General features: G+C 67.6%; 18 protein-coding genes and 1 tRNA gene. 5 read left to right on the top strand and 14 right to left on the bottom strand.

Annotated elements, in window-relative coordinates; genetic code table 11:
• The first annotated feature begins 352 nt into the window (after positions 1-352).
• A complete protein-coding gene (locus tag RSP_RS07340; RefSeq protein ID WP_011337789.1) occupies positions 353-607 on the top strand; it encodes a PepSY domain-containing protein in 255 nt (84 codons plus the stop codon).
• A gap of 4 nt (positions 608-611) precedes the next feature.
• Positions 612-1250: a cytochrome b/b6 domain-containing protein gene (locus RSP_RS07345; RefSeq protein WP_011337790.1), complete on the top strand. Its 639-nt coding sequence runs from the start codon at positions 612-614 to the stop codon at positions 1248-1250.
• A 369-nt stretch (positions 1251-1619) separates the two neighbouring features.
• On the opposite strand, the gene RSP_RS07350 is transcribed toward RSP_RS07345, so the two are convergent.
• From RSP_RS07350 to RSP_RS07375, 6 genes are all read right to left on the bottom strand, one after another.
• Positions 1620-1694: transfer RNA gene (locus RSP_RS07350), tRNA-Val, on the bottom strand.
• Between the two features lie 454 nt (positions 1695-2148).
• Positions 2149-4557 carry an endopeptidase La gene (gene lon / locus RSP_RS07355; protein WP_011337791.1) on the bottom strand — a complete coding sequence of 803 codons (2409 nt, stop codon included), beginning with the start codon at positions 4555-4557 and terminating at the stop codon, positions 2149-2151.
• A gap of 261 nt (positions 4558-4818) precedes the next feature.
• A complete protein-coding gene (locus RSP_RS07360) occupies positions 4819-5907 on the bottom strand; it encodes an alkene reductase (protein WP_011337792.1) in 1089 nt (362 codons plus the stop codon).
• A 106-nt stretch (positions 5908-6013) separates the two neighbouring features.
• Complete coding sequence (gene tgt, locus RSP_RS07365) at positions 6014-7144, bottom strand: tRNA guanosine(34) transglycosylase Tgt (RefSeq protein WP_011337793.1); 1131 nt, start codon at positions 7142-7144, stop codon at positions 6014-6016.
• 165 nt (positions 7145-7309) lie between these two features.
• Complete coding sequence (locus tag RSP_RS07370; RefSeq protein ID WP_017140215.1) at positions 7310-10387, bottom strand: efflux RND transporter permease subunit; 3078 nt, start codon at positions 10385-10387, stop codon at positions 7310-7312.
• 7 nt (positions 10388-10394) lie between these two features.
• Entirely contained in the window at positions 10395-11570 is a 1176-nt protein-coding gene (locus RSP_RS07375; protein ID WP_011337795.1) for an efflux RND transporter periplasmic adaptor subunit, read from the bottom strand.
• 145 nt (positions 11571-11715) lie between these two features.
• Between RSP_RS07375 and RSP_RS07380 the strand changes: the two genes are divergently transcribed.
• From RSP_RS07380 to RSP_RS07390, 3 genes are all read left to right on the top strand, one after another.
• Entirely contained in the window at positions 11716-12285 is a 570-nt protein-coding gene (locus RSP_RS07380; RefSeq protein ID WP_011337796.1) for a TetR/AcrR family transcriptional regulator, read from the top strand.
• A gap of 579 nt (positions 12286-12864) precedes the next feature.
• Positions 12865-13338, top strand: coding sequence for a hypothetical protein (locus RSP_RS07385; protein ID WP_011337797.1), 474 nt, complete (start codon positions 12865-12867; stop codon positions 13336-13338).
• 44 nt (positions 13339-13382) lie between these two features.
• Entirely contained in the window at positions 13383-15320 is a 1938-nt protein-coding gene (locus RSP_RS07390; protein WP_011337798.1) for a sigma-54-dependent Fis family transcriptional regulator, read from the top strand.
• 41 nt (positions 15321-15361) lie between these two features.
• Here RSP_RS07390 and RSP_RS07395 read toward each other — a convergent pair whose 3' ends face one another.
• From RSP_RS07395 to RSP_RS07430, 8 genes are all read right to left on the bottom strand, one after another.
• A complete protein-coding gene (locus RSP_RS07395; RefSeq protein WP_011337799.1) occupies positions 15362-16456 on the bottom strand; it encodes an NAD(P)-dependent alcohol dehydrogenase in 1095 nt (364 codons plus the stop codon).
• A gap of 50 nt (positions 16457-16506) precedes the next feature.
• The gene (gene groEL, locus RSP_RS07400) at positions 16507-18138 is read right to left on the bottom strand and encodes a molecular chaperone GroEL (protein WP_011337800.1); all 1632 of its coding nucleotides are present in this window, start codon (positions 18136-18138) and stop codon (positions 16507-16509) included.
• Between the two features lie 83 nt (positions 18139-18221).
• Positions 18222-19022 (bottom strand): iron-sulfur cluster assembly protein, encoded by an 801-nt coding sequence (locus RSP_RS07405; protein WP_011337801.1) that lies wholly within the window; start codon positions 19020-19022, stop codon positions 18222-18224.
• Positions 19023-19026: 4 nt separating this feature from the next.
• On the bottom strand, positions 19027-20049 hold the full coding sequence (locus tag RSP_RS07410; protein WP_011337802.1) for an amidohydrolase family protein: 1023 nt from the start codon (positions 20047-20049) through the stop codon (positions 19027-19029).
• A 60-nt stretch (positions 20050-20109) separates the two neighbouring features.
• On the bottom strand, positions 20110-20478 hold the full coding sequence (locus RSP_RS07415; protein ID WP_002720016.1) for an MmoB/DmpM family protein: 369 nt from the start codon (positions 20476-20478) through the stop codon (positions 20110-20112).
• Positions 20479-20489: 11 nt separating this feature from the next.
• The gene (locus RSP_RS07420; protein WP_002720017.1) at positions 20490-21548 is read right to left on the bottom strand and encodes an aromatic/alkene monooxygenase hydroxylase subunit beta; all 1059 of its coding nucleotides are present in this window, start codon (positions 21546-21548) and stop codon (positions 20490-20492) included.
• A gap of 30 nt (positions 21549-21578) precedes the next feature.
• A complete protein-coding gene (locus tag RSP_RS07425; RefSeq protein ID WP_011337803.1) occupies positions 21579-22676 on the bottom strand; it encodes an NADH:ubiquinone reductase (Na(+)-transporting) subunit F in 1098 nt (365 codons plus the stop codon).
• 70 nt (positions 22677-22746) lie between these two features.
• Positions 22747-24414: an aromatic/alkene/methane monooxygenase hydroxylase/oxygenase subunit alpha gene (locus RSP_RS07430; RefSeq protein ID WP_015920568.1), complete on the bottom strand. Its 1668-nt coding sequence runs from the start codon at positions 24412-24414 to the stop codon at positions 22747-22749.
• Positions 24415-24920 lie beyond the last annotated feature (506 nt).

The following is a 24920-nucleotide window of genomic DNA, read 5'->3' on the forward strand; positions in this document are numbered from 1 at the left end:
TCCGGCCGCCGCAACCGGCGCGCTTCTTCTCATGGAGGGCGGGTGGCGCAATTCTCCCGACGTGGCCCCGACATGCAAGCCTTTCCCGGATCCGCCCCCCCGAAGCGGGCGCGGCCGCGCCCTTTCCGCAACGCGTGGGATGGCCCTGGCGAAGGGGGCCCGCATCGTGCGGCGGACGAGGAGCCACGGCCGCGGTCCGCGCCCCTCCGCGGTGTCCGGACGCGCGACAGGTTGCTGTCAGCTTCGCCCTGTAGCCCGGCGCTCATGGACGCCGGAGAGGCCGCGGGAAGGGCCCCGGATCCGGGCGTCCCCTCCTCAGGCCCTCCCGGGCCCTGCACAGAAAGGTATCGACATGCGCAAGATCCTGCTCCTCGCCCCCGCCCTGATGATCGCCGCCCCGGCGTTCGCCGCCGACATCTGCACCGCCCATCCCAAGGACCAGTGGATGAGCAAGGACCAGATCACCACGCTCGCCACCGGCAAGGGCTATGAGGTCAAGGGCGTCAAGGAAGAGGACGGCTGCTGGGAAGTGAAGGGCATGAAGGACGGTGCCCGGGTCGAGGCCTACTTCGATCCGGTCAGCGGCGACCTCGTGAAGACGAAGTGATCCGATGCGGACGGGCACCGACCCTCTCGGCCCCCGCGCCGCTGGGGTGAGGGTCTGGGACCCGGCGGTGCGGCTCTTCCACTGGTCGCTTGCCGGGGCCATCGCCTGGGAAATGCTGGCGGAAGCGGGCACGGACATCCACGAGGTCGTGGGCTATCTGGTCCTCGTCCTCGTAACCTTCCGCATCGGCTGGGGGTTCGTGGGCCCCCGTCATGCGCGCTTCGCGGATTTCGTGGTCCGCCCGGCGCGGGTTCTGGCCTATCTCAAGGACATCCTCGGGGGTCATCCCCGCCGCTACCTCGGGCACAATCCCGCGGGCGGCGCCATGGTGCTGGCGCTCCTCGCGGCGGCCACCGCCACGGGCCTCTCGGGCTGGGCCATGACGACCGACGCGCTCTGGGGCGTCGAGTGGATCGAGGAGCTGCACGAGACGCTGGCCAACGGCACCCTCCTTCTCGTGGCGCTGCATGTGGGCGGGGTGATGCTGGCCGGCTTCCAGCACCGCGAGAACCTCGTCCGGTCCATGGTCACCGGGCGCAAGTCTCCGAAGAGACAAGGCCCCCGGCTCCGGCATCCCGCCGGGGCCGGGACCATCGAGCCTCCAGCAGGATCGGCTCCGGGCCGATCCCATCGGGACGGCTGATCGTCCGCGCGTCCCCTCCTCCGGGGTTGGCCCGCCGCGGTTCCGTCCAGTCCTTGCCGTGCCGGGGCCGCAGGCTCGACCCCAGAGCACGCCGAGCGCCACTCCTCGGGAAGCGCCCCGTCCAAGCTCATCGCCATGCGCCGGCCGACCGTCGCCCGCGCGGCGACGTCTCTGCCATACCTGTCGTAGCGCACGACACGGCAGTCTCAGGCCCGCTCCGACTTTGAGGGAGCGAGGCGGAGGCCGGATCGCGGTTCGGTCGCCTCCCCCACAGGCGTCCCCGCTCGGCATCCTTCGGGGCAGATCCGATTTCAGAGGCTGAAAATGCAAGATCCGCGGCCGTTGGGCCGCGGATCTTGCAGGGTATAATGGTGGGCGATAACGGATTTGAACCGCTGACATCTTCGATGTGAACGAAGCGCTCTACCGCTGAGCTAATCGCCCGATGGCGCGGGTATTACCGTCACTTTCCGGCCTCCGCAAGAGGCTCCGGCGATTCTTTTTGCGCCCGTCGAAGACCTGTCTGGTCCGCGGTTTCCCCAGTACCGTTCTGCCGGAGGACGGGCTGGAACCAGACGCCCGACTTTTGTCTTCTTCGCCATCCGCGGCCGACGCGACCGTAGCCTTGGCCTGCCCATGACGGCGCACCAAGCCCGTCAGGACCAGCCTCCAAACTCCGACCAGACGCAAGGTCTGTCGGCGGTGGCCGGCGCCAGCACGAGACACCGGGCGCGACCCGTTGGCTGCCAGGTCTCAAGGGGAACAGGGGACAGCCTTAGCCAAGCATCAAGGAAAGGGGCCGTGGCCATAGTCGTATCCTCAAGGGCTAAGGCCATTGCTGGGTCGGCAAAGAAAAGGGGCGCGGCTTTCGCCGCGCCCCTCTTGATCTACAAGCGCCTCAGTGCGCGGTCGCGGTCGGCAGGGCTTCGCGCTCGAGCCTCCGGGCGGCGGCGGCGGCCTCCTCGGCCTCCTCGTCCCACTCGACCGGCTCCGGCATCCGCACCAGAGCCTCACGCAGCACTTCGCGGACATGGGAGACCGGGATGATCCGCAGCCCCTCCTTCACATTGTCCGGGATCTCGGCGAGATCCTTGGCATTCTCCTCCGGGATCAGCACCGTCTTGATGCCGCCCCGCAGCGCCGCGAGGAGCTTCTCCTTCAGACCGCCGATGGGCAGCACGTTGCCGCGCAGCGTCACCTCGCCCGTCATGGCCACGTCCTTGCGGACGGGAACGCCCGTCAGGACCGAGACGATGGAGGTCACCATCGCCACACCGGCCGAAGGCCCGTCCTTGGGCGTCGCCCCCTCGGGAACATGGACGTGGATGTCGACCGTCTCGAACTTCGGCGGCTTCACCCCGAGCTCGGGCGAGATCGAGCGGACGAAGCTCGAGGCCGCGTCGATCGATTCCTTCATCACGTCGCCGAGCTTGCCCGTGGTCTTCATCCGGCCCTTGCCCGGCAGCCGCAGCGCCTCGATCGAGAGGAGTTCGCCGCCGACCGAGGTCCAGGCGAGGCCCGTGACGACGCCCACCTGATCCTCCTTCTCGGCCAGACCGTAGCGGTGGCGCTTCACGCCGAGGAAGCCTTCCAGCTTCTCGGGCGTCACCTCGACCGACTTGGTGTGACCCTTGACGATCTCGGTCACGGCCTTCCGCGCCATCTTCGCGATCTCACGCTCGAGGTTCCGCACCCCCGCCTCGCGGGTGTAGGTCCGGATCGTCTCGGTAAGCGCCTCATCGGTGACCTTGAACTCGCCCTTCTTCAGACCGTGGTTCTCGATCTGCTTCGGGATCAGGTGCTGCTTGGCGATCTCGCGCTTCTCATCCTCGGTGTAGCCCGAGAGCGGGATGATCTCCATCCGGTCCAGAAGCGGCGACGGCATGTTGTAGCTGTTCGCCGTGGTCAGGAACATCACGTTCGACAGGTCGTATTCCACTTCGAGATAGTGGTCGACGAAGGTCGAGTTCTGTTCCGGATCGAGCACCTCGAGCATGGCCGAGGCCGGATCGCCGCGGAAGTCCTGCCCCATCTTGTCGATCTCGTCGAGCAGGATGAGCGGGTTGGTGGTCTTGGCCTTCTTCAGCGCCTGGATGATCTTGCCGGGCATCGAGCCGATATAGGTCCGCCGATGGCCGCGGATCTCGGATTCGTCGCGCACACCGCCGAGCGAGATGCGGATGAACTCGCGCCCCGTGGCCTTGGCGACCGACCGGCCGAGCGAGGTCTTGCCCACGCCCGGAGGGCCCACGAGGCAGAGGATCGGGCCCTTGAGCTTGGCCGACCGCGCCTGCACGGCGAGATATTCGACGATCCGCTCCTTGACCTTCTCGAGCCCGTGATGGTCGGCATCGAGCACGCCCTGCGCCTTGGTCAGGTCCTTCTTGGTGCGCGACTTCACGCCCCACGGCACGCCGAGGAGCCAATCGAGATAGTTGCGCACCACCGTGGCCTCGGCCGACATGGGCGACATCGACTTCAGCTTCTTGACCTCGGCCTCGGCCTTGTCGCGGGCCTCCTTGGACAGCTCGGTCTTGGCGATCCGCTCTTCCAGCTCGGCGATCTCGTTCTGGCCGTCCTCGCCGTCGCCGAGCTCCTTCTGAATGGCCTTCATCTGCTCATTCAGATAATATTCGCGCTGGGTGCGCTCCATCTGCGACTTGACGCGGGTCTTGATCTTCTTCTCGACCTGCAGGACCGACATCTCGCCCTGCATGTGGCCATAGACCTTCTCCAGCCGCTCTGCCACGTCGAGCGTCTCGAGCAGCGCCTGCTTCTGCGCCACATCGATACCGAGATGGCCCGCCACGAGGTCGGCGAGGCGCGCGGCATCGCGGGTCTCCGACACGGCGGCCAGCGCCTCCTCTGGGATGTTCTTCTTGATCTTCGCGTACCGCTCGAATTCCTCGGCCACGGCGCGCAGCAGCGCGTCGACCGTCGCCTGATCGCCCGGCTCCTCGTCGAGCCGCTCGGCGCGCGCCTCGAAGAACGAGTCGTTGCTCAGGAAGTCGGTGATGCGCACGCGGCTCTTGCCCTCGACCAGCACCTTCACGGTACCGTCGGGCAGCTTGAGCAGCTGGAGCACATTCGCCAGCACGCCGGAACGGTAGATCCCGTCGGTGGCCGGATCATCCACGGACGGATCGATCTGAGAAGACAGCAGGATCTGCCGGTCGTCGGCCATCACCTCCTCGAGAGCACGGACCGACTTCTCGCGCCCGACGAACAGCGGCACGATCATGTGGGGAAACACCACGATGTCGCGCAGCGGCAGCACGGGATAGCTGTTGGGGAGCTGTTCAGTCATGTCTTTTCCTTCAATGCAGGAAGGCTCCGGCCCCGGCCATTCGGCAGCACTCGGCCTTCCCCGGACATTCACTACGATATCTGGTGGCGCGGCAGCCCGGTGTCAACCTGACCGACTTTGCGACTTGCCGCAAAGTCTGGACCGGTCGGGGGCGGGCAACAAGCCCTCTTTCGGTGCAAGTTTGTGCGTCGGCCGAAGAGATGCGGCGGACGCAGGCGCGGCCCTGGCCGGACGGCGCCGCAGCGCCGCCCGGGCCCGGCGTCAGGCGGCCGGGGTCAGCGTCGGATAGTCCGTGTAGCCCTCGGCCCCGCCGCCATAGAGCCCCTCGGTCGGCAGCGGCGCAAGCGGCGCCCGGGCAGCGAGCCGCTCGGCCAGATCGGGGTTCGAGATATAGAGCTTGCCGAAGGCCACCATGTCCGCCTTGCCGCTCTCGACCGCCGCCACCGCCATCTCGCGGTCATAGCCGTTGTTGGCGACATAGGTGCCGCCGAACCGCTCGCGCAGCGTCTCGAGCGCGCCCTCGGGCCACTCGCGCGCCCCGCCGGTCTGGCCCTCGACCATGTGCAGGAAGGCGATCCCGTGCCGGTTCAGCACGTCGATGGCCCTGGAAAAGAGGCCCACCGTATCGCTGTCGATGCCCACATCATTGGCGTTCGAGAAGGGCGAGAAGCGGATGCCGGTGCGCCCCGGCCCCATCTCGGCCACGACCGCGCCCACGACCTCTTCGAGGAAGCGCACGCGGTTCTCCTGGCTGCCGCCATAGGCGTCGGTGCGCTTGTTCGACGTGTCCCGCAGGAACTGGTCGATCAGATAGCCGTTCGCGGCGTGGATCTCGACGGCATCGAAGCCCGCGGCCTTCGCGTTGCGCGCGGCCTTGCGGTAATCCTCGACCACGCGGGCGATCTCGTCGGTCTCCAGCGCGCGCGGCTCGGAGGTGGCCACAAAGCCCGTGCCATCGAAGGTGCGCGAGGCCGCGGCGAGGGCCGAAGGCGCCACCGGTTTCTGCCCGTCGAGCAGGCTCGTGTGGCTGATGCGACCCACATGCCAGAGCTGGATCGCGATATGGCCGCCGCGCGCATGGACGGCGTCCGTCACCTTGCGCCAGCCTGCGACCTGAGCCTCGGAATGGATGCCCGGCGTCCAGGCATAGCCCTTGCCCTCCGGCGAGATCTGCGAGCCCTCCGTCACGATCAGGCCCGCGCCGGCCCGCTGACGATAATATTCCACGGTGAGATCGGTCGGCAGGTCGCCCTCGGGCTCGGCCCGGTTGCGGGTGAGCGGCGCCATCACGACCCGGTTCTTCAGCGTCAGATCACCGACTGCGATCGGGGTGAAGAGTTTCTCGGTCATCCATCATGTCCTTGAACTGTGTCGCTCCGAGATAGGGCGCCGCCCGACCGCGACAAAGGGTCCCGCCATGCGCCCGCCGCATGGCCGCCATGGGGTCGGCGCCGGGTCAGAGCGGCTCGATGTCGCCCTCGGCCCGCGCGGCATGAAAGGCCGCCACGAACTCGCCGAGCCGCCCGGCCGCGATGGCCGTGCGCAGCCCCTGCATCAGTTCCTGATAATAATGCAGGTTGTGCCAGGTCAGCAGCATCGAGGCGATGATCTCCTGCGCGCGGAAGACGTGGTGCAGATAGGCGCGCGAGTAGCTGCGGCAGGCTGGACAGCTGCAGGCCTCATCGAGCGGGCGCGGATCGTCCATGTGGCGCGCGTTCTTGATGTTGACCTGCCCCCGCCGCGTCCAGGCCTGCCCGGTGCGCCCCGAGCGCGAGGGCAGCACGCAATCCATCATGTCGACGCCCCGCTCCACCGCGCCCACGATGTCGTCGGGCTTGCCCACGCCCATCAGATAGCGCGGCCGGTCCTCGGGCAGGAGGCCCGGTGCATAGTCGAGCACGCCGAACATCGCCTCCTGCCCCTCGCCCACCGCGAGCCCGCCGATGGCATAGCCCTCGAAGCCGATCTCCCGCAGCGCGGCCGCGCTCTCCTCGCGCAGATCGCGCGTGACGCCGCCCTGCATGATCCCGAAGAGCGCGTGTCCCGGGCGGTCGCCGAAGGCTTCGCGCGACCGTCGCGCCCACCGCATCGAGAGACGCATGGACTGGGCCACCGCCTCCTCGGTCGCGGGCAGCGCCGGGCATTCGTCGAAGGCCATCACGATGTCCGAGCCCAGAAGCCGCTGGATCTCCATGCTGCGCTCGGGGCTCAGGTGATGTTTCGATCCGTCGATGTGCGAGCGGAAGGTCACGCCCTCCTCGGAAAGCTTCCTCAGATCCGCGAGGCTCATCACCTGAAACCCGCCCGAGTCGGTGAGGATCGGCCGGTCCCAGTTCATGAACCGGTGCAGTCCGCCGAGCCGCACCACCCGTTCGGCGGTCGGGCGCAACATCAGGTGATAGGTGTTGCCGAGCAGGATGTCGGCCCCCGTCGCGCGCACATTTTCGGGAAGCATCGCCTTCACCGTGCCGGCCGTGCCCACCGGCATGAAGGCCGGAGTGCGGATCTCGCCGCGCGGGGTCGAGATCACCCCCGTGCGCGCGCGCCCGTCGGTCGCCGTGAGCTCGAAGCTGAATCGCTGGGTCATGGATGCCTCCGCCTGCCGCGCGCCCTTCTGCGCGATAGCGCTCCGAAAGCCAAGGGCGCCGCCCCTTTCCGGCACGGCGCCCCTCTCACTCTGGAGAAATATCCTCGGGGCGGGGGTCCGGGGGCGGGGCAGACAGCCCCTCCCCCGGCCGGTCCTCCGGGAACCTCAGGCCGAGGCCTCGCGCGCCTCCAGCATCGCACGATGGGCCTGCCATTCCTTGTCCGGCTTCGAGATGAAGGTGTAGAACATCGGCACCACGAAGAGCGTGAAGCAGGTGCCGATCAGCAGGCCCGTGAAGATCACGATCCCCATCGCCTGCCGCGCCTCGGCGCCCGCACCTTCCGCGATGATGAGCGGCACCACCGCCAGCGCCATGGCCGCCGTCGTCATCAGGATCGGCCGCAGCCGCACCTTGGCCGCCGCCACGATGGCCTGCCGCCGGTTCAGCCCGTGCTCCTCGCGCTGCTGGTTGGCGAATTCCACCATCAGGATCCCGTGCTTGGTGATGAGGCCGATCAGCGTGATGAGGCCCACCTGCGTGTAGATGTTCAGCGTGCCAAGCCCGAGGTTCAGCGGCAGGATCGCCCCGAAGATCGAGAGCGGCACCGACATCATGATGATGAACGGATCGCGGAAGCTCTCGAACTGCGCGGCGAGCACGAGGTAGATCACCACCACCGCCGCCGCGAAGGCCAGAAGGATCGTGTTGCCCTGCTCGACCTCGAGCCGCGACTGGCCGGAATAGTCGAGGAAGAAGCCGTCGGGCATCACCTCGTTGGCGATCTGCTGCAGCTCGGCCAGACCGTCGCCGGTCGAGATGCCGATCATCGGCAGGGCCGAGATCGTGGCGGAGTTGAGCTGATTGAACTGTTCGATCGAGGCCGCCGAGGCGCCGGTCTCGAAATTCACCACCGAGGTCAGCGGCACCATCGCCCCCGAGGCGGCGCGCACGAAGAACTGGCTCAGCCGTTCCGGATTGTTGCGCCAGTCGCGCGGCACCTGCGGGATGATGTCGTAGCTGTTCGACTCGCGGTCGAACTGCGCGACCGAGGCCCCGCCCACCAGAAGTCCCAGCGTGTTGCCGATGTCCGAGATCGGCACGTTCAGCGTCGCTGCCCGGTCCCGGTCGATGGTGGCCACCACCTCCGGCGCATCGAAGGCGAGCGAGTTCTGCACCGCGATGAAGCGGCCCGAGGCCTCGGCGCGACGGCGGATCTCCTCCGAGATCTCGAACACGCGGTCGGGCGACTGGATCGACTGCAGCACCATCGAGATCGGCAACCCGCCGCCCGTGCCCGGCAGGCTCGGCGGCGAGAAGACGAAGCCCTGCACCCCCGGCACCGGATCGAGCCGCGCCTGCACCTCCTGCTGCACCTCGGCCTGGCTCCGGTCGCGGTCGGCCCAGTCCTTCAGCGCCCAGATGTAGATGCCCTGATTGGCCTGCCCGCCGAAGCCCGCGATGGAGAATTCGGTGCGCACCTCGGGAATGTCCTTGGTCACGTCCGAGATCCGGTCGGTGTAGAGCGTGGTATAGTCCTTGGTGGCGTACCGCGGCCCGTTCAGGATCGCGAACATCGCGCCCTGATCCTCCTCGGGCGCCAGCTCGCTCGTCGTGTTCATGAACATGAAGCCCGTGACCGCGACGAGCGCCGCCACCATGAGAAGCGTCACCGGCCGGTAGTCGAGCGACGAGGAGACCCGGCGCTCGTACCAGTTGGCGGTGCCTTCGAGCGTGTGATCGACGATGCGCTGGAAGCGGCTGCCGGTGCCCGCCTTCAGCAGACGCGCCGACATCATCGGCGTGATCGTCAGCGCGACCACCCCCGAGATGATGACCGATCCCGCCAGCGCGAAGGCGAATTCCGCGAACAGTGACCCGGTGAGCCCGCCCGAGAAGCCGAGCGGCGCCAGCACGGCGGCCAGCGTGATCGTCATGGCGATGACGGGGCCGGTGATCTCGCGCATCCCCTTCAACGCCGCGTGATAGGGGCTCATCCCCTCGTCGATGTGCCGGTGGATGTTCTCGACCACCACGATCGCATCGTCCACCACGAGCCCGATGGCGAGCACCATGGCCAGAAGCGACAGAAGGTTGATCGAATAGCCGAGCGCCAGCAGCACCGCGCAGACCCCGATCAGCGAGAGCGGGATCGTCACGATGGGCATCAGCACCGAGCGGAACGAGCCGAGGAACAGGAGGATCACGACCACCACGATGGCCACGGCCTCGGCGAGCGTCTTGAACACCTCGTAGATCGAGGCGGTGATCGTCTCGGTCGAGTCGTAGACGAGGTTGATCTCCATCCCCCTCGGCAGGGTGGCATTGATCGCGGGCAGTTCCTCGATCACTGCGGCCGCGGTGGTCAGCGGGTTCGCGGCCGGTGTCGGGAAGATCCCGATGAAGGTGCCGGGCTGGCCGTTGAAGGTCACGATGCTGTCGGGCTCGGCCGAGGCCAGCTCCACATCGGCCACGTCGCGCAGGCGCACGACCTCGTCACCCTGCGAACGGATCGGCAGCGCCCCGAAGGCCTCGGGGGTCTGCAGCGTCGATTGCAGCTTGATCGACCGGGCGAAATATTCGCCCTCGGTGCGCCCCGGCGCCGACAGGAAGTTCGAGGCCCGGATCGCCGTCAGCACTTCCGAGGCGGTCACGTTGCGCGCGGCGAGCTTCATCGGATCGATCCAGACCCGCATCGCATATTCGGCCGCGCCGATGATCTGGATCTCGGCCACGCCCTCGATGGTGGACATCCGCGGCCGGATCACCCGCTCGAGATATTCCGTCATCTGCTCGGCGGACATGTTGGGGTTCAGCGCCGCAAGATACATGAGCGCGAAATTGTCGCCCGTGCCCTTCACGATCACCGGATCCTCGGCCTCCGAGGGCAGTTCGCCCCGCACCTGCTGGACCTTGGCCAGCACCTCGGTCAGCGCCACGTCCGAATTCGCGCCGAGCTTCATCTGCACCGAGACGACCGAGGCCGAAGGCCGGCTCTGGCTGGTCACATAGTCGATGTTCTCGGTCGTCGCGACGGCGCGGGCGATGGGGGCCGTGATGAAGCCCTGGATCAGGTCGGGCGAGGCCCCCGGATAGGTGGTGGTGATGGTGACGACCGTCTCCTCCACCTCGGGATATTGCCGGACCGGCAGGTTGAAGATGGAATAGAGCCCGATCAGCAGGATGAAGCTCGCCAGCACCGTCGAGGCGACAGGGCGGCGGATGAAGATTTCCGAGATGTTCATCGAGCGCTCACTCCGTCTCGGTCTCGGCGCCGGCGGCGGCAGGCTCCTGCGCCTGCGCCTGCCCGTCCGCCTGCTCCGGCGCCTCCGCCGGCTGCGTGCCGGCCGGGCTCACCGTATTGTCGATGGTCACCGGGGCCCCGCCCGACAGACGGTTCTGGCCCGCGTTCACCACCACGTCCCCCGGCTCCAGTCCCGAGACGATCTCGATCATGTCGCCGTCGCGTCGGCCCGGCTGGACGAAGACCTGCTCGACCACCTTCTGATCCTCCTCCTCGCCGTCGCGGACGACATAGACCGAGTCGCCGTAGAGGCTGGTCATCAGGGCGGTCTGCGGCAGGGCGATCACCTGCTCCTCGTCGGGCAGTTCGACCCGCACCCGCAGGAACTGGCCCGGATAGATCTGCCCGCTCTCGTTGGAGACCTCGGCCCGGACGGTCACGAGCCGCGAGTTGGGATCGACCTTCGGCTCGATGCCGGTGATCTTCCCGCTCGCACGGTATTCGCCCACCTCGGAGGTGGCCGTCACCCGCATGTCCGGCCGGATCCGGCCGATCTGCTGCTCGGGCAGAGCGAAATCGACCCGCATCGCATCGAGGTCCTGCAGCGTCGCATACACGGTGCCGGGGGTGACATAGCCGCCCACATCCACCTGCGTGATGCCGATGACGCCCGCGAAGGGTGCGGTCAGTTCCTTCTGCTGCAGCATCGCCTGGATCTTGGCCACCTGCGCCCGCGCCGAGGCCGCCTGCGCCTGAGCCGTGTCGAGGTTGTTCACCGCGGACACGCCCCGCTCGCGCAGCGTGCGGGCACGGGCGAGTTCGGTCTCCGCCAGCTCGAGCTCCGCCTCGGCCGCCGCGAGATCGGCCAACTCCTCGCGCTCCGAGATCTGCAGGAGCTTCTGCCCCTCTTCGACATGTTCGTTCGACTTGAACAGGATCTGCCGCACCGTGCCCCCGGCCTCGACCGCGAGATCGACGCCCTGCGCGGCGACCGCGGTTCCGATCGCCTCGATCCCCGGCCGCCAGGTGATCGGCTCGGCCACGGAAGTCGAGACGGTGATCGGCGCCGGCTTCCGGTTGGCGAAGAAGTCGCTGATCATGCCGTCCCGGAACCGGTTGAAGCCCACGATGCCGCCCACGATCACGGCAAGCAGGATCACGGCAATGATGAGGCGCTTGACCATCCGGTCCTCCACAAGGCTGCCGCGGGACTGCGCGTCGCGTCGGCGGTGTTTGACTTTTCAGTCGTTTACTGTACCGTCTGGACGGTAAAGTCAATCAGCGAAGGAAGCTGCAGTGGCTGACTTAGCACCGAAGCTTCGAAAGAAAATGCCCGCCGAGACCCGGAAGCGCCTGCTGGACGCCGCCGAGCTGCTCAGCCGCACCGTTGGGCCCGCGGGCATGTCGCTCGACGCGGTGGCCGCCACGGCCGGCGTGTCGAAGGGCGGCCTGCTCTATCACTTTCCCAGCAAGCACGCCCTGCTGCGCGCGCTTGTGCAGAACCACGTCACCGCCTTCCGCGACGACATGGACGGCCGCTGCCCGGGCTGGACCGAGCCTTCGGACGAGGCCGCCGCTCTCGCGGGCGCGCGGACCTATGTGGACGTGGCGCGCGAGACGATGCGCCAGACCGATGCGCCCTCGTCGGGGATCTTCGCGGCCCTCACCGAAGACCCGCATTTCATGACGCCCCTTCTCGATCTGCGGGACGTGGTGCGGCGGCTCTTCGAGCGCTGCCCACCCGAGGCGATGCTCGTATTCCACGGCTGCGAGGGGCTCTTCCACGAGCGCATGATCGACCCGACGCGATGGGACGGCGAACGGGCCGAGGCGCAGTTCCTCCGGATGGCGCGCCTGCTCGAGGAACTGGCAGAGGGCCGGGCGCGCTTCCTGTCCTGATCGTCGCGCGCACCTCGGAGGCCTGCGCGCCGAGAAGAGGATCGGGCCAGCACCGCGCTGCCGCCTCCCCGCGCAGACCCCACGTCCGCCATCGACCTCGCCGGGACTTCGCTGACGGAGGGGCACGGATCCTGACGATCGATCTCGGTCCGCAGGAAAACGTCTCCACCGGTCCGGGTGTCGGTCGATGGGCACCAGGCCTGCGGTCCACACTCGTCCGACCGGCAAGGGGCTGACGATCCATGCCCGGCCGATGGCGGCAGGCCAAGGGTGGCAACGGAGTCGCATGGTCGCGAAAGGGCGCGGGGTCGGCCGTCCGGCCGCGTCCCGGTCGTCGGGGCGGAGGATATCCTCGCGCCTCAGCCGGGCTCGGCCGGAGCTTGCCGAGCGTCGGCGCCCGCAGGCGGACATCCGCAATGAACATTGGGGATCCACGCTCAACTGCGTTGACAAAAGATACCTCTTGTACCCTTATTATGGCGTCGTGAGATCGACCGTGAAAGCCGCCGGCAAAGCGTGGCACCATGGTCGACTGCCGGTTGCGATGCGCAGCCGTCCCACGGCTTGGGAGGAGGATGGATGGTCGACCTCATCTTGAGGCGCGACGGCCCACGTCGTGAAGACGAGGCCGCCCGGCGCCTGATCGACTCGAACCGAGACCGCATCGGTCGGCTGGCCGATCAGCTGACCGGCGGCGGATGGTCCGCCCAGCAGGCGGCCCGCGCCGCAGCGCCCGCCGCGGCCCCGGCTCCGATGCCTGCGGCCGCTCGGCGACCGACGGGCGAAGCACAGCCCTATCTCCGCTTTAGTTCGAACGGGCGCGTGGTGATCGCCTGCGCCAACAGTGCGCGGCAGCTGCATTTTCTGGGCGAATTGCGCTGGCGCGACGGCAAGCGACGCTTTGTGCTGGCGACGGCGGAGAACGGCTTTATCGCGCCGCTCGAGGAGGAGTTCGCCGCACGGATCGCCGACCTCGACGGCCTGCTCCTCGGGACCGAGACGGACCGCGAGGCGCTGGAGGTCACGCTTCGCGAGCGGCTCGACCTCGCCTGACCGGCGGACCCGGATCATGGGAAGACCAACTGGGGAGGATCGCGATGCTGAATTCCCGGCCGGCCGAACCCTTCGACCAGCGCGCCACGATGCGCGCGTGGGAGCGGCTCCTGAGCGGCGAGACGACGGATCTGCCCGCAGGCGTGCGGCCCGAGATCCTGCGCTCGTGGCAGCGGTGCCAGACGGGCGGAACGGACGCGCTGGCCGCGGGCGCGCCGAGCGTCCCGCGTCCCGACACGCCCACCCGCAGCTGCGAGCTTCTTGAGGCGGCCTCCGACACGCTCGACCAGCTGGGCCGCCTGCTCGACGGGACGGGCGCCATGCTGCTGCTCTGCGACGGCGAGGGTGTGGTCATCCGCGCCATGGGCGATCCCAGCACCCGCGAGAAGGGCCGCGAGATCAATCTCGAGGTCGGCGGGCGCTGGGACGAGGAGGCCATCGGCACCAACGGCATCGGCACGGCGATCCGCGAGGGCCGCCCGGTCTTCGTCCACGCCTGCGAACATTTCTGCGCCGGGATCAAGGGCTGGAGCTGCGCCGCGGCCCCCATCCGCGATCCGTTCGGCTTCGGCACCATCGGCGCCATCGACCTCTCGGGCGGGCCCGGCATCTTCCGGCCGCACAATCTGGCGCTGGTGGCCGCCGCCGCCCGTGAGATCGAGGCCCTTCTGGGCGAGCGGCACCGGCAGGAGCGCGAGCGGCTTCTCGCAGCCTTCATCGATGCCGGGGCGAGCCGCGGACCGGACGATGCGGTGGTGATCCTCGACCGGGTGGGGCGCGTCGTCTACAGCCGCAATCCGCCGCAAGGGGGCGGGCTCAGGGACGGTCTCCTCAAGGTCGGCCAGCCGCTCCTCGATCTGGGGCCGCATCCGAGCGACACCCAGATCGTGGCGGCCCTGCCGCCGGCGCTGCAACCGAGCGGGATCAGCCCGCTGATCCTCGACGGCGAGCGGCGCGGCACGGTCCTGCACCTGCCCGCCCGGACGAAGCCCCGCCCCGTCAGCGCGGAGATCCGCCCGCGCGCCGGCACGGCCGAGCCGCCGCTGCCCATCGTGGGGGCCAGCGACATCTTTCTCGAAGCCGTCGACCTTGCCCGGCGCGCGGCCGAGGCCGGCAGCTCGATCCTCGTGCAGGGCGAGACCGGCACCGGCAAGGAGCTCTTCGCCCGGCTCGTCCATGCCTCGGAGCGGCACAAGGCGGATGCGCCCTTCATCACCATGAACTGCGGCGCCATCGCGGTCGAGCTGGTGGCCTCGGAGCTGTTCGGCCATGTCGCGGGTGCCTTCACGGGCGCCATGCGCGACGGGCGCCCCGGCAAGTTCGAGCTGGCCCATGGCGGCGTGCTCTGCCTCGACGAGATCGGCGAGATGCCGCTCGACATCCAGCCCTACCTCCTGCGCGTGCTGGAGAGCCGGGCGATTTACCGCGTGGGCGACAGCCGTCGCCGCCCGGTCGAGGTGCAGGTCGTGGCGATGACCAACCGAGACCTGATGCAGGATGTAAGCTCGGGCGCCTTCCGGGCCGATCTCTATTACCGCATCAGCACCCTGACCATCGAGGTCCCGCCCCTGCGCGCGCGCCAGGGCGACGTGCCGCTTCTCGTCGATCACTTCAACCGGGCGGCGGCCCGGCGCCTGAATCGGGCGCCGCTGCGCTTCAGCGACGCGGCGATGGCGCTGCTCGATGGCTGGAGCTGGCCCGGCAACGTGCGCGAGCTGCGCAATGTCTGCGACCGGCTGCATGTCTTAGTGCGGGGCGACCGGGTGGAGGTGTCGGACCTGCCCGAACCCATGCGGCGCGCCCCCACCCTGCCCTCGCGCCCGGGCGAGCAGAGCCTCGACGAGGTGGAGGAAACAGCGATCCGTCAGGCCTTCGCGGCGGCGCGGGGGAATGTGACGCGGGTGGCGGCGATCCTCGGGGTGTCGCGGCCGACGCTGTACCGCAAGATGCGGCAGTATGGCATCCGCCGGCTGACGGACTGACCTCCGGAAAGACCAGGGGCGGCCGAAGCCGCCCCTCGCCCTCATTTCACGGCTTCGGCCGTTCGTTCTTCGACCCGCCTGGCCGAAGGGGCGCCCGGAACGATTACCCCCCGTCCCGTGAAGCGGCGGTTCTTGAAGTCGTCGATGGCCGTGTTGATGTCCTCCAGCGCGAATTCGGTCTGGTGCATCTTCACCTTGCCGTCGGCGTTCAGCTCCATCAGCTCGACGAGTTCCGTGTAATCGCCGACAAGGCTGCCACCGATGCGGATCTCGCGCGCGACAAGCTCGAGGGTCGGGATCTCGATGGTGCCGCCATAGCCCACCATGATGAGATCGCCGCCGTTCTTCAGAAGCTTCCAGCACAGGTTCTCGACGCCGAGTTCGCCCACGAAATCGATCACCACCCGGGCGCCGCCGCCGGTGATCTGGCGCACCTCCTCGATAAGGTCGGGCCCGCCCGAGAGCACCTTGTCCGCGCCGAGCTCCTTCGCGAGCACCTGCGCGCCCGGCTCGCGGTCGACCGCGATGGTCCGGCAGCCCGCCATCTCGTTCAGCACCTGCAGGGCGATATGGCCGAGCCCTCCCACGCCGAGGATCAGCGCCCAGTCGCCCGGATTGAGCAGCTTCGCCGCCCGCTTGGCCGCGCGGTAGGCGGTGATGCCGGCATCGGCCATCGGCGCCACCGAGAGCGGCGTGATCCCCGTGTTCAGCTTGATGAGCGACCGCTCGGAGGTCTTGAAATATTCCGCGAAACCGCCGTCCAGCCCGAGGCCGGGAAAGAGGTTGTTCTGGCAGTGCATGTCATGGCCATGGCGGCAGTTCAGGCAGATGCCACAGGTCCGCAGCGGATGGCAGATCACCGCATCGCCGGGTTTCACCGACGTCACGCCCGAACCCACGTCCTCGACCCATCCCGCGTTCTCGTGCCCCATGATGTAGGGCAGAAGCGAGCCATGGCTGTCCATGATATCGCGCCAGACGCCTTCTATGATGTGCAGATCGGTCCGGCAGAGCCCGGCCGCCCCCACCTTAACGATCACTTCGTCCGGCCGGTCGATGGTGGGCGAAGGGACGTCCTCGATCTTCAGCCGGACGTTCATCGCCGGGTCGTATTCGTAAAGCCTCGCAGCCTTCATGATGTCCTCCCGTTGTGCGGCCCGCCGGGCGCTCCCGGCGGGCTCGGTCTTCAGGGCCGGCCGAGCCGTTCGGCGCCGCCGCCCAGAGCGGGGCCTTCGGTCGGATCCTCCGCCTCGTCGAAATGGCCGACCAGCGTCTCGGTGGTCAGGATCAGCGCCGCGACCGAGGCTGCATTCGCAAGCGCCGCGGAGGTCACGCGCACCGGATCGATGATGCCGGCCGCGATCATGTCGCGGTGCTGGCCCGAGCTTGCGTCGAAGCCGGTTCCGGGCTCGGCCTCGGTCACGGCCTTGACCACGGCATTCGGGTCGCTGCCCCGGTTCAGCGCGATCCGCGCGAGCGGCCGCGTCAGGACCGAGCGCACCAGCCGCACGCCCTCGGCCACGTCGCCCGACAGGCCGGTCAGGGTGTCGAGCACCGGCGCCACCTGCGCCAGCGCCGTGCCGCCGCCGGGCACCACGCCCTCCTCGGCCGCGGCCCGCACCGCGTTCAGCGCATCCTCGACGAGCTGGATCGTGCGTTTCTGCTCGACGGGCGTCACGCCGCCCGCATGGATGATCGCCGTGCCGCCCGAGAGCTTCGCCACCCTCTCGCGCAGCTTGTCCTGCTCGATGTTGGGGGGCGCGGCCTCGAACTGGCGCTGCACCTGGGCCCTCCGCGCCGCGATAGTCGCCGGATCGCCCTCGCCGCGGAGGATCGTGGTGTGGCTGGCGCTGGTCACCACCTTGCCGGCGCCGCCGAGCTGCGCCCGGCTTACCGCCTCGAGCCGGTGGCCCAGATCGCGCGCCAGCACCTGCCCGCCGGTCAGGATCGCCAGATCGTCCATCATCGCGCGCCGCCAGTGGCCGTATTCCGGCGGATGCACCACCAGATAGCGCTCGGGCGCCGGCGCCTCGAGCAGCGAGATCACCACCTCGGGCGAGACCTCCTCGGCCACGATCAGGAGAGGGCGCCCCTCTTCGCGCGCAAGCGTGCGGGCGGCGGTCAGCGTCTCGGGATCCCGGATCTTCTGATCCGTCATCAGGATCAGCGGGCGGTCGAGATGGGCCTCCATGCTCTCCGTGTCGGTGACCATGTGGTGCGAGAGATAGCCGCGGTCGAAGGACATGCCCTCGATCACCTCGAGCGTGGTCTCGACCGTCACGCCGTAATCGGCCGTGATGACGCCGCTGGTGCCCACGCGCGCATGGGCCTCGGCCACGAGGGCCCCCAGCGTCTCGTCGGTGGCGGCGATCCGCGCCACCGCGCCGAGGATGGTCTCGTCGGTGGCGGCGGGGCGCGCGGTCTCCTTCAGCGCGCCCACCACGCGAGCCACGGCCAGCTCGATGCCGCGGCAGAGATCGACCGGCTTTGCGCCCTTCTCGGCCAGGATCACCCCCTGCTGGATCATGGCGTTGGCCAGCACGATGGCGGTGGTAGTGCCGTCTCCCGCCACCTCGTTGGTCTGCATCGAGACCTCGCGCACCACCTGCGCACCCATATTCTCGAACCGGTCGGGCAGCTCGATCTCGGACGCGATCGAGACTCCGTCGCGCGTGACCAGCGGCGTGCCCACCGGCCGGTCGATCATCGCATTCATGCCCTTCGGACCGAGGGTCGGCTCGACCGCCGCGGCGAGACGGGCGACCCCTCGGGCCAGCGCCTTTCGCGCGTCGTGGCTGTGCAGCATCTTCTTCGGCATATGGTCCTCCTTGCGCCGCCGCCATCGCGGGGCGTCTGTGCGTCGCGATCCACCGGTCGCGGCTCCCTGTCGATGCCAGCCGCTCAGAGGCGGCTGGCGGCTGCCTCGCGCGGGGGAACGCGGTTGAGGATGAAGTCGATCAGCTCCGGCTGGTCCGGCGCCGTCTCCGCCTCCGGCTGCGTGCGGTAGCGGGCCGCCTGAAGCCCACGGCAGAGCGCGCCGTTGAACTCCATGTTGATCCGCACCGCCCGCAGCCGCGCCATGTGGTCGGGAAGCGTTTCGGGTGTCAGAGCCTCGCCGCCCCAGGTCACGAAGGCAGGATCCCCCGGATCGATCGCCCGCAGCGTCTCGCGCAGGATGGCGCGATAGCGCGGCAGTTCCGCAGCCCCCGGATCGTCGCCGAGCCGCACCCGGCCGAGATCGCCGAGCGTCATCCGGCAGAGCTCGTCCGCCCCCGTCCCCGCCCGACGCAGCGCGAGGATCACCGCCTCCTGTCGCCTCTGGAAGGCCTTTTCGGCGAAGATCGCGCGGAGCTCCTCGAGATCGCCACCCTCCTCCTCGGCAAAGATGGTGCCGAAGGCCAGGCCCTCGTTCACGCCGCGGTTCACCTTGTCGGCGAAGAGATGGTCGAGCAGGCGCACCCGCACCTGCCCGACCCAGGTCAGGGCCGCCACCTCGCGCCGGATCCCCTCGGCCATGAGGAAGGCGAAGTTGGGCGAGCACCAGTAGGTGGGCAGCCGGAAGTCCACCTCGACCGCCCCCTTCTGCACGCTGAGGCGCTCGATGAAGCCGAGGTCGGTCACAGGCTCGTCCAGCTCGGGGTCAGCCACGCGGGCGAGACGGGCCCAGACGGCGGCCGCCTTTCCAGTCGTCGGCACCTCCATCGGTTCACTCCGCCGCGATCAGGACAGGATGGTCCGCGAAGTCGCGCCGCTTCGCATCCACGTCGATGCCGTAGAGCCGCGCCGCGTTCAGGCCGAGGATCTTCTCCTTGATCTCGTCGGTCAGCTGCACGCCCCGCTCGGCCGCGATGTCCTCGGGGATCTGGAAGTTCCAGAGCCGGTCGACCAGCCATTTCGGCGTCCAGATCGCATAGTCCGAGCCGAAAAGGATCTTGTCCGGCCCCAGCCAGAACAGGAGTTCCGCGATGACCTCGGCGAAGTAGCGCGGACGGGTGTGGATGAAGGGCAGCGCCACCGCGAGCCCGCCGTAGACGTTCGTCTCCTGCACCGCGATCCAGCAGAAATCATCGAGCCGCGGCAGGCCGCAATGTTCGACGATCCAGTTGAGGCCCTGGAAATCGGTGGCCGCATCGTCCACGTCGCCCACCGAGAAACTGTCCTTGGACAGCGGGATGATCGTCGGGCCCTTGTGGACATGCATGTTGCGGATGCCGAGCTTCTCGCACAGCTCGAAGCATTTGTAGGCGGCGGGGTCGGTCAGCTTCCAGCCGCGGCTGTCGCCGTGCCACTCGGCGGTGTAGAGCTTCACCCCGGTGATGTCGTGCGTCTCCTTCATGTAGTGGATGTATTCCAGCGCCTTCTCGCCGTCGCGCGGATCGAAGGCGCCATTGACGATGAAGCGGCCGGGGTTGCGGGCGGCCATGCGGCTCGACCGCTCGATGCAGCCGAAACCGGTCTTGTAGAAATCGCCGAGCACCGTGGTCTGGATGATCGCCATGTCATCGGGACCGTCCACGAACAGGTCGCGATAGATGTCGTCCTCGGAATATTTCTCGAAACGCGACTTCTCCCACTTCTCCTCCGGCGGGCTCAGCGCCGAGTGATAGGCGTAGAAGCAGTCGATGAACTGCTTGCCGTGGATGTTGCGCTGGTTCTCGGGGCTGCCGTCCCAGAAATGGGTATGGGCATCCACAATAAAGATCTCGCGGCCGTCGGCGGTCTTGTACATCGCTCTCTCCCTGTTTCGCGTCGTGGGTGAGGCGGGCCGCGGCGGCCCGCCCCGGCGTCGTCAGATGTATTCCATCACCTCTTCCATGTCGCCGAAGAGGATCACCGTATTGTCGTCCACCCGGACCATGCGGCCGTAGTGGGTCGAGGTGTTCACCTCGAACATCTCGGCGGTCATCTCCTTGCCGAGGAACTCGCTGATCTCATCCATCTTGAAGATCAGCTTGCCCTCGCCGTCGATGCGGATGAGCGCCGGGTTGTAGGTGACGGTGACCTTCGGATCCTGGTCCATGAATTCGGCGATGGCGCGGGCCTCGACCGAGTCGTTCATGGTGACCCCGCACTGGTGCGAGATCGTCTGCTCGAAGGTGATGTCCTTCATCGACTTGAAGATGTTGGATTTCGTGCTGTCGCGCGCTGCAACGGACATGTGCTGTCTCCTTAGCGGGAAAGGCCGAGCTCGCCGAGGATCCGGCCCACCCGCTCATGCGAGACGGCGCGGACATCCTCGAAGCTCACGGGCTTGGAGTGGGGCTGCGACCAGATCGGCTGCAGGGCCGCGGCCGCCTTGTCGGCAAGCGTCGCGTGCTTGCCGATCCAGGCGGTCATCAGCGCGCGGTTGGCCTCCGCATGCTGGTTGTCGGTCGCGAGCAGATACATCAGGTCGATGGTGTTCGCGAGGTTGCGCTCGTAGTCGGCCTCGGCCGCCGAGATCACCGGGGGCGTGATGAAATCGTTGTTCGCCGCCGCCGCCTGCATCAGGAAGCCCGACCGGAACAGCTCGCCCACCAGCGGCTCGAAGATGAGGTTGATGGCGAAATACTGTTCCAGATAGTCTTCCGCCCCCATGATCGTCTCGACCGCCTCGCGGCAGGGCTGCCAGACCGGATCCTCGAGCCAGGCGCGCTTGCCGGCCTCGTCATCCCACCCGTCGATGTCCATGCCGATCTCGGCCAGATAGAGCGTGATGTCCTGCGCGAGCCGCATCTTGTAGGAGGCGTTGGTCAGCGTCGCATTGTTGATCATCTGCGTGTAGCCGTAGCGCTGCGCCTGCATGAGCGAGGTGCCGAGCCCGAACTCCGCATGTTTCCACGCGCCGAGATGGGTCTGGAGGATCTTGATCCAGGCGCGGTCGAAGGCGCGCGGCGCGCCCGCCTTGCGGGCATTGGCGATCACCGACTGCACCATGGTCTCGATCTTCGACTGGCGCTGGTAGTGGGTGCGCTCCCATTCCTGGTCGGGCGCCCGGAACGCGTGCCAGTTCGAGCTCAGCGCCCGGGTATTGTCCTTGGTGTAGGCGCCCTTGCCGTTGTTGAAGCTGATGATCCAGTCCTGGATCAGATAGCGTTCGGGATCGGGCTGGACATCGCAGGTGACGTCCTCGTAATGCGTGGCCCGCTTGCCCCGCGGTTCGAAGTAATTGTAGCGGCGGCTGGCGGAGCCGGCGAAGATCGCCGCGCCCGCGGCGCCGGAGCCCACGGAACTCGAGACTGCTGGCATTGGTCTTCCTCCCTGATGAAACGGCCGGCGTCAGTGCCCCGAGGCGCCGGAAGTTGTGGTGAAGCGGTCAAAGAAGATCCGCTCGCTGTCGAAATCGAGCATGAAGAGAACGGGCTGGAGCGCATCGATCATCGGCGGCGGCCCGCAGGCATAGACATCGCCCTGCCCCTCGAGGCCCTCCTCGCGCAGGATGCGTGAGACCGCCTCGTGGACGAAGCCGCGCTCGCCCGTCCAACCGCAATCGATCGAGGCGTGCGACAGGACCGGGATGAAGCGCACCGACGGATGCGCCTCGGTGAGCGACCCGATCTCCTCCAGATGGAAAAGATCTTCCGGCGTGCGCGCGCCGTAGAAGAAAAGCACCTCGCGCGCTTCGCCGCTGGCCAGATGATCCTGCAGGATCGACCAGACGGGCGACATCCCCGATCCGGCCCCCACGAGGATCACGGGTCCGTCCCGTCCTTCCCGCCGGAAGCACATCCCGTAGGGTCCGGTGACGGTGACTTCGGCTCCGAGGCGGATTCCTCCGCTGTCGAGCTGGTTGGAGAATTTGCCGTCGGGGTATTTCTTGATGATGAACCCGAGGCTTTGGGTTTCGCTCGGCGGATTTGCCATGGAAAACGAGCGCGTAATCGTCTCCCCTTCTTCGGTGGTGACGGTGATGTCGACATATTGTCCCGCCCAGAATTTCAGGGGAGCGTCGATCTCGATCCCGACCCCGCGGATGTCGTGGGTGAGCCGGTCGAACCTCGAGATGCGGCCCTGGAAGCTCCGGACGGGGATCGATTTCGACAGCACCTCCTCGTCATAGTTCAGGAGGTCGATGCAAAGGTCGTCATAGGCCTTCGCCCGGCACATGAGGATATGGCCGCTGTCGCGCTCGCTCTCGTTCAGGGCGAAGGTGGAATATTTCAGCATCTCCACCTCGCCCTCGGTCAGCACGCATTTGCAGGCCGAGCACTGGCCCTCCTTGCAGCCGTGCGGCAACGAGATGCCCTGCCGGAAGGCGGCATCGAGGATCGTCTCATCCTCGCGGACCTCGAATTCCACACCCACCGGCTCGAGCCGCACGGTGTGGGTTTCGACCTCGATCCCGGGCCGCTTCTCCGCTGTGTAAACCTCTCCCATTCGGTTCGGCCTCCTTGCCGTCCGTTCTTCCCTTGCGGTGAGGGGGCCGCAGCCGGCCCCCCGGTCTTGGTCAGTGGCAGGGATTGATGGTGAAACCGGCGCGGTATTCCGCCAGGTGCTTCTCGCGCGCCTCGGGGCTCATCTCGCGCAGGAGCGTGAGCGGCGAGAGCAGCGTGTGGCCGCGCACGTCGTCGAGCGTCCACATGTCCTTGTCGTCGAAGCGCAGGTGCGGCTGCGGGGTCAGCGTCCTGCCGTCATCGCGGACGAAGTTCAGGTCCTTGATGGCGTCGGCCAGATCCCAGCCGTGATAGAGCGTCTCCCATTCGCGCTTGCCCGAGAAGCGGCCCATCGCCGGGGTCGGCCGGCCCTGATACTCGTCCGAGAAGGCCTCGACGGCCGTCCAGCGGTCGAGCTCGTGGGCGAAGGTGTGGAGCTGTCCGTCGATCTCGTCCACCACCATGTCCTCGCGGATGAGGCAGGGCACGAGGCAGGACCAGCAGCGGTGCGGATAGACGTAGCCCACTTCCTCGTTGAAGGTGATGACCTTCTGTCCGGGCTTCGAGAGCTTGGCATACCAGCGCCAGAACTCGCCGAACTCGGCATACCAGCCAGGATATTTCTGCTCGAACCACTCGAAGTCGCGGTCGGTCTGGGCCTCGATCCGCCAGAAGTTCACCGGCCAGCCCACCGCGAAGAACTGCGCGACCTTGTGGACATAGTGCTTCTTCGTGATCCGGTTCCAGGCTTCCTGCACGTCGTCGTGGTGGACCTTGATCCCGTATTTCTCGAGCGGGAGCATGTAGGTGCGGTAGTAGTCCTCGAAGATCCAGCGGTGCCACATCTCCGCGTAGGATTCCTTGTCCTTGTCGCGGTTGGTGGTGCCGTATTCGATGAAGGTGCCGATGGCCGCATCGACGATGGCGTGGTTCTGCCAGAAGGCATAGCGCAGGTCGCGCTCGAGCAGCAGGTGGTTCTCCGGCTCCTTCAGCGCGGCCATCAGGAGCGAGTGGCCGTTGCCGATGTGCCGGCTCTCGTCCGACTGGACCGACAGGAAGACGGTGGGCAGCGCATAGTCGCCATTGCGCGCCGCTTCCGACGGCATGGCCACGAAGAGCGTATTGGTGAAGGCGGTCTCGGCCACCACCGTCAGATACATGCAGGCGGCCGTCATCGTGTCGCCGGTGATGAAGCCCTCGCCGAACTGCCGGCCGATGGTGGTCGCGTAGCACTTGCCGAAGGCTTCTTCGGTGATGTCGAACCCGGCCGGGTCGATGTAATTCTCCATGTACCACTTCTTCAGGTTCATCTGGATCGTGGAATGGCGGAATTCATCGACCATCTGCATGGTGAAGCCGGTGCGCAGATCCTCGCCGGGGGCAAGGCGGGCCACCATGGCCATCGAGCGCGCGGCCGAAATCTCCGGGAACGGGATGATCGCCAGGAACAGCTTCATCCATTCGACCCAGCGCGGCTCGACATTGCGGAACATGTCGCCGCGCAGCGCCGCATCGAGGGCGCCATAGACGCGGTTGTCCTTCTCCTCCTGCATGGGGAAGTAGGACCGCAGCACCTGTTTCATCGGGTCGCGCGGCGCCTTCGAGATCTTGTAGTCGGTCGGGAAGGTCGCCGCCTCCTGAACGTAGGTGGGGTTCCACCCGAGGTCGGAGATCTTCTTGGTCGCCTCGCCCACGGAGATTCCGCGCTGCGAGGTGATCTTGTTCAAGGTGAGGGACGTCATGCCATGAGCCTCCATCTATGGCGTGGGAGCCTGCTCCCACGGAATGCGGCCGGGGGCCGCCCTGGGTCTGCGGATCACGGCAAAGGTTCAGGTCACTGCCCCGCGGCGCACCGTGCCGCCGGGCCTCCTCCCTTCGTTCTTGCGCCTTTGGGCCCTGAGGGCCGTTCGGACTTGTTGTGATCCTCCTGCCGCACAGCCGGTGCCACCGGCGGCAAAAGGCCGCGATGAAATGGCTTTTCAAGCGTCAACATTCTGAGACTGAAGGAAATATTTTTTCTGCGGCATGCGCCACAGGCGTGCCCGGCGCATCCCCATCCGTCGTGGCTCGCGGTCAAGGCCCGTTACAGCTGTAATGGGCACTGTCACGGCCCTTTACAGCGCCGGGTGCCGCGGCATGATTCGCCGCCGTTTCAATCGTTTCCGCGCCGCGGCGCACCCTTTTGCAGGTGCGAAGGTAGCAGGACGATACAGCTGTAACGGTGCGCCGTAACATCCTGCGACAGTGC

Origin of the sequence: Cereibacter sphaeroides 2.4.1 (assembly GCF_000012905.2) — a bacterium.
Classification (GTDB): Bacteria; Pseudomonadota; Alphaproteobacteria; order Rhodobacterales; family Rhodobacteraceae; genus Cereibacter_A; species Cereibacter_A sphaeroides.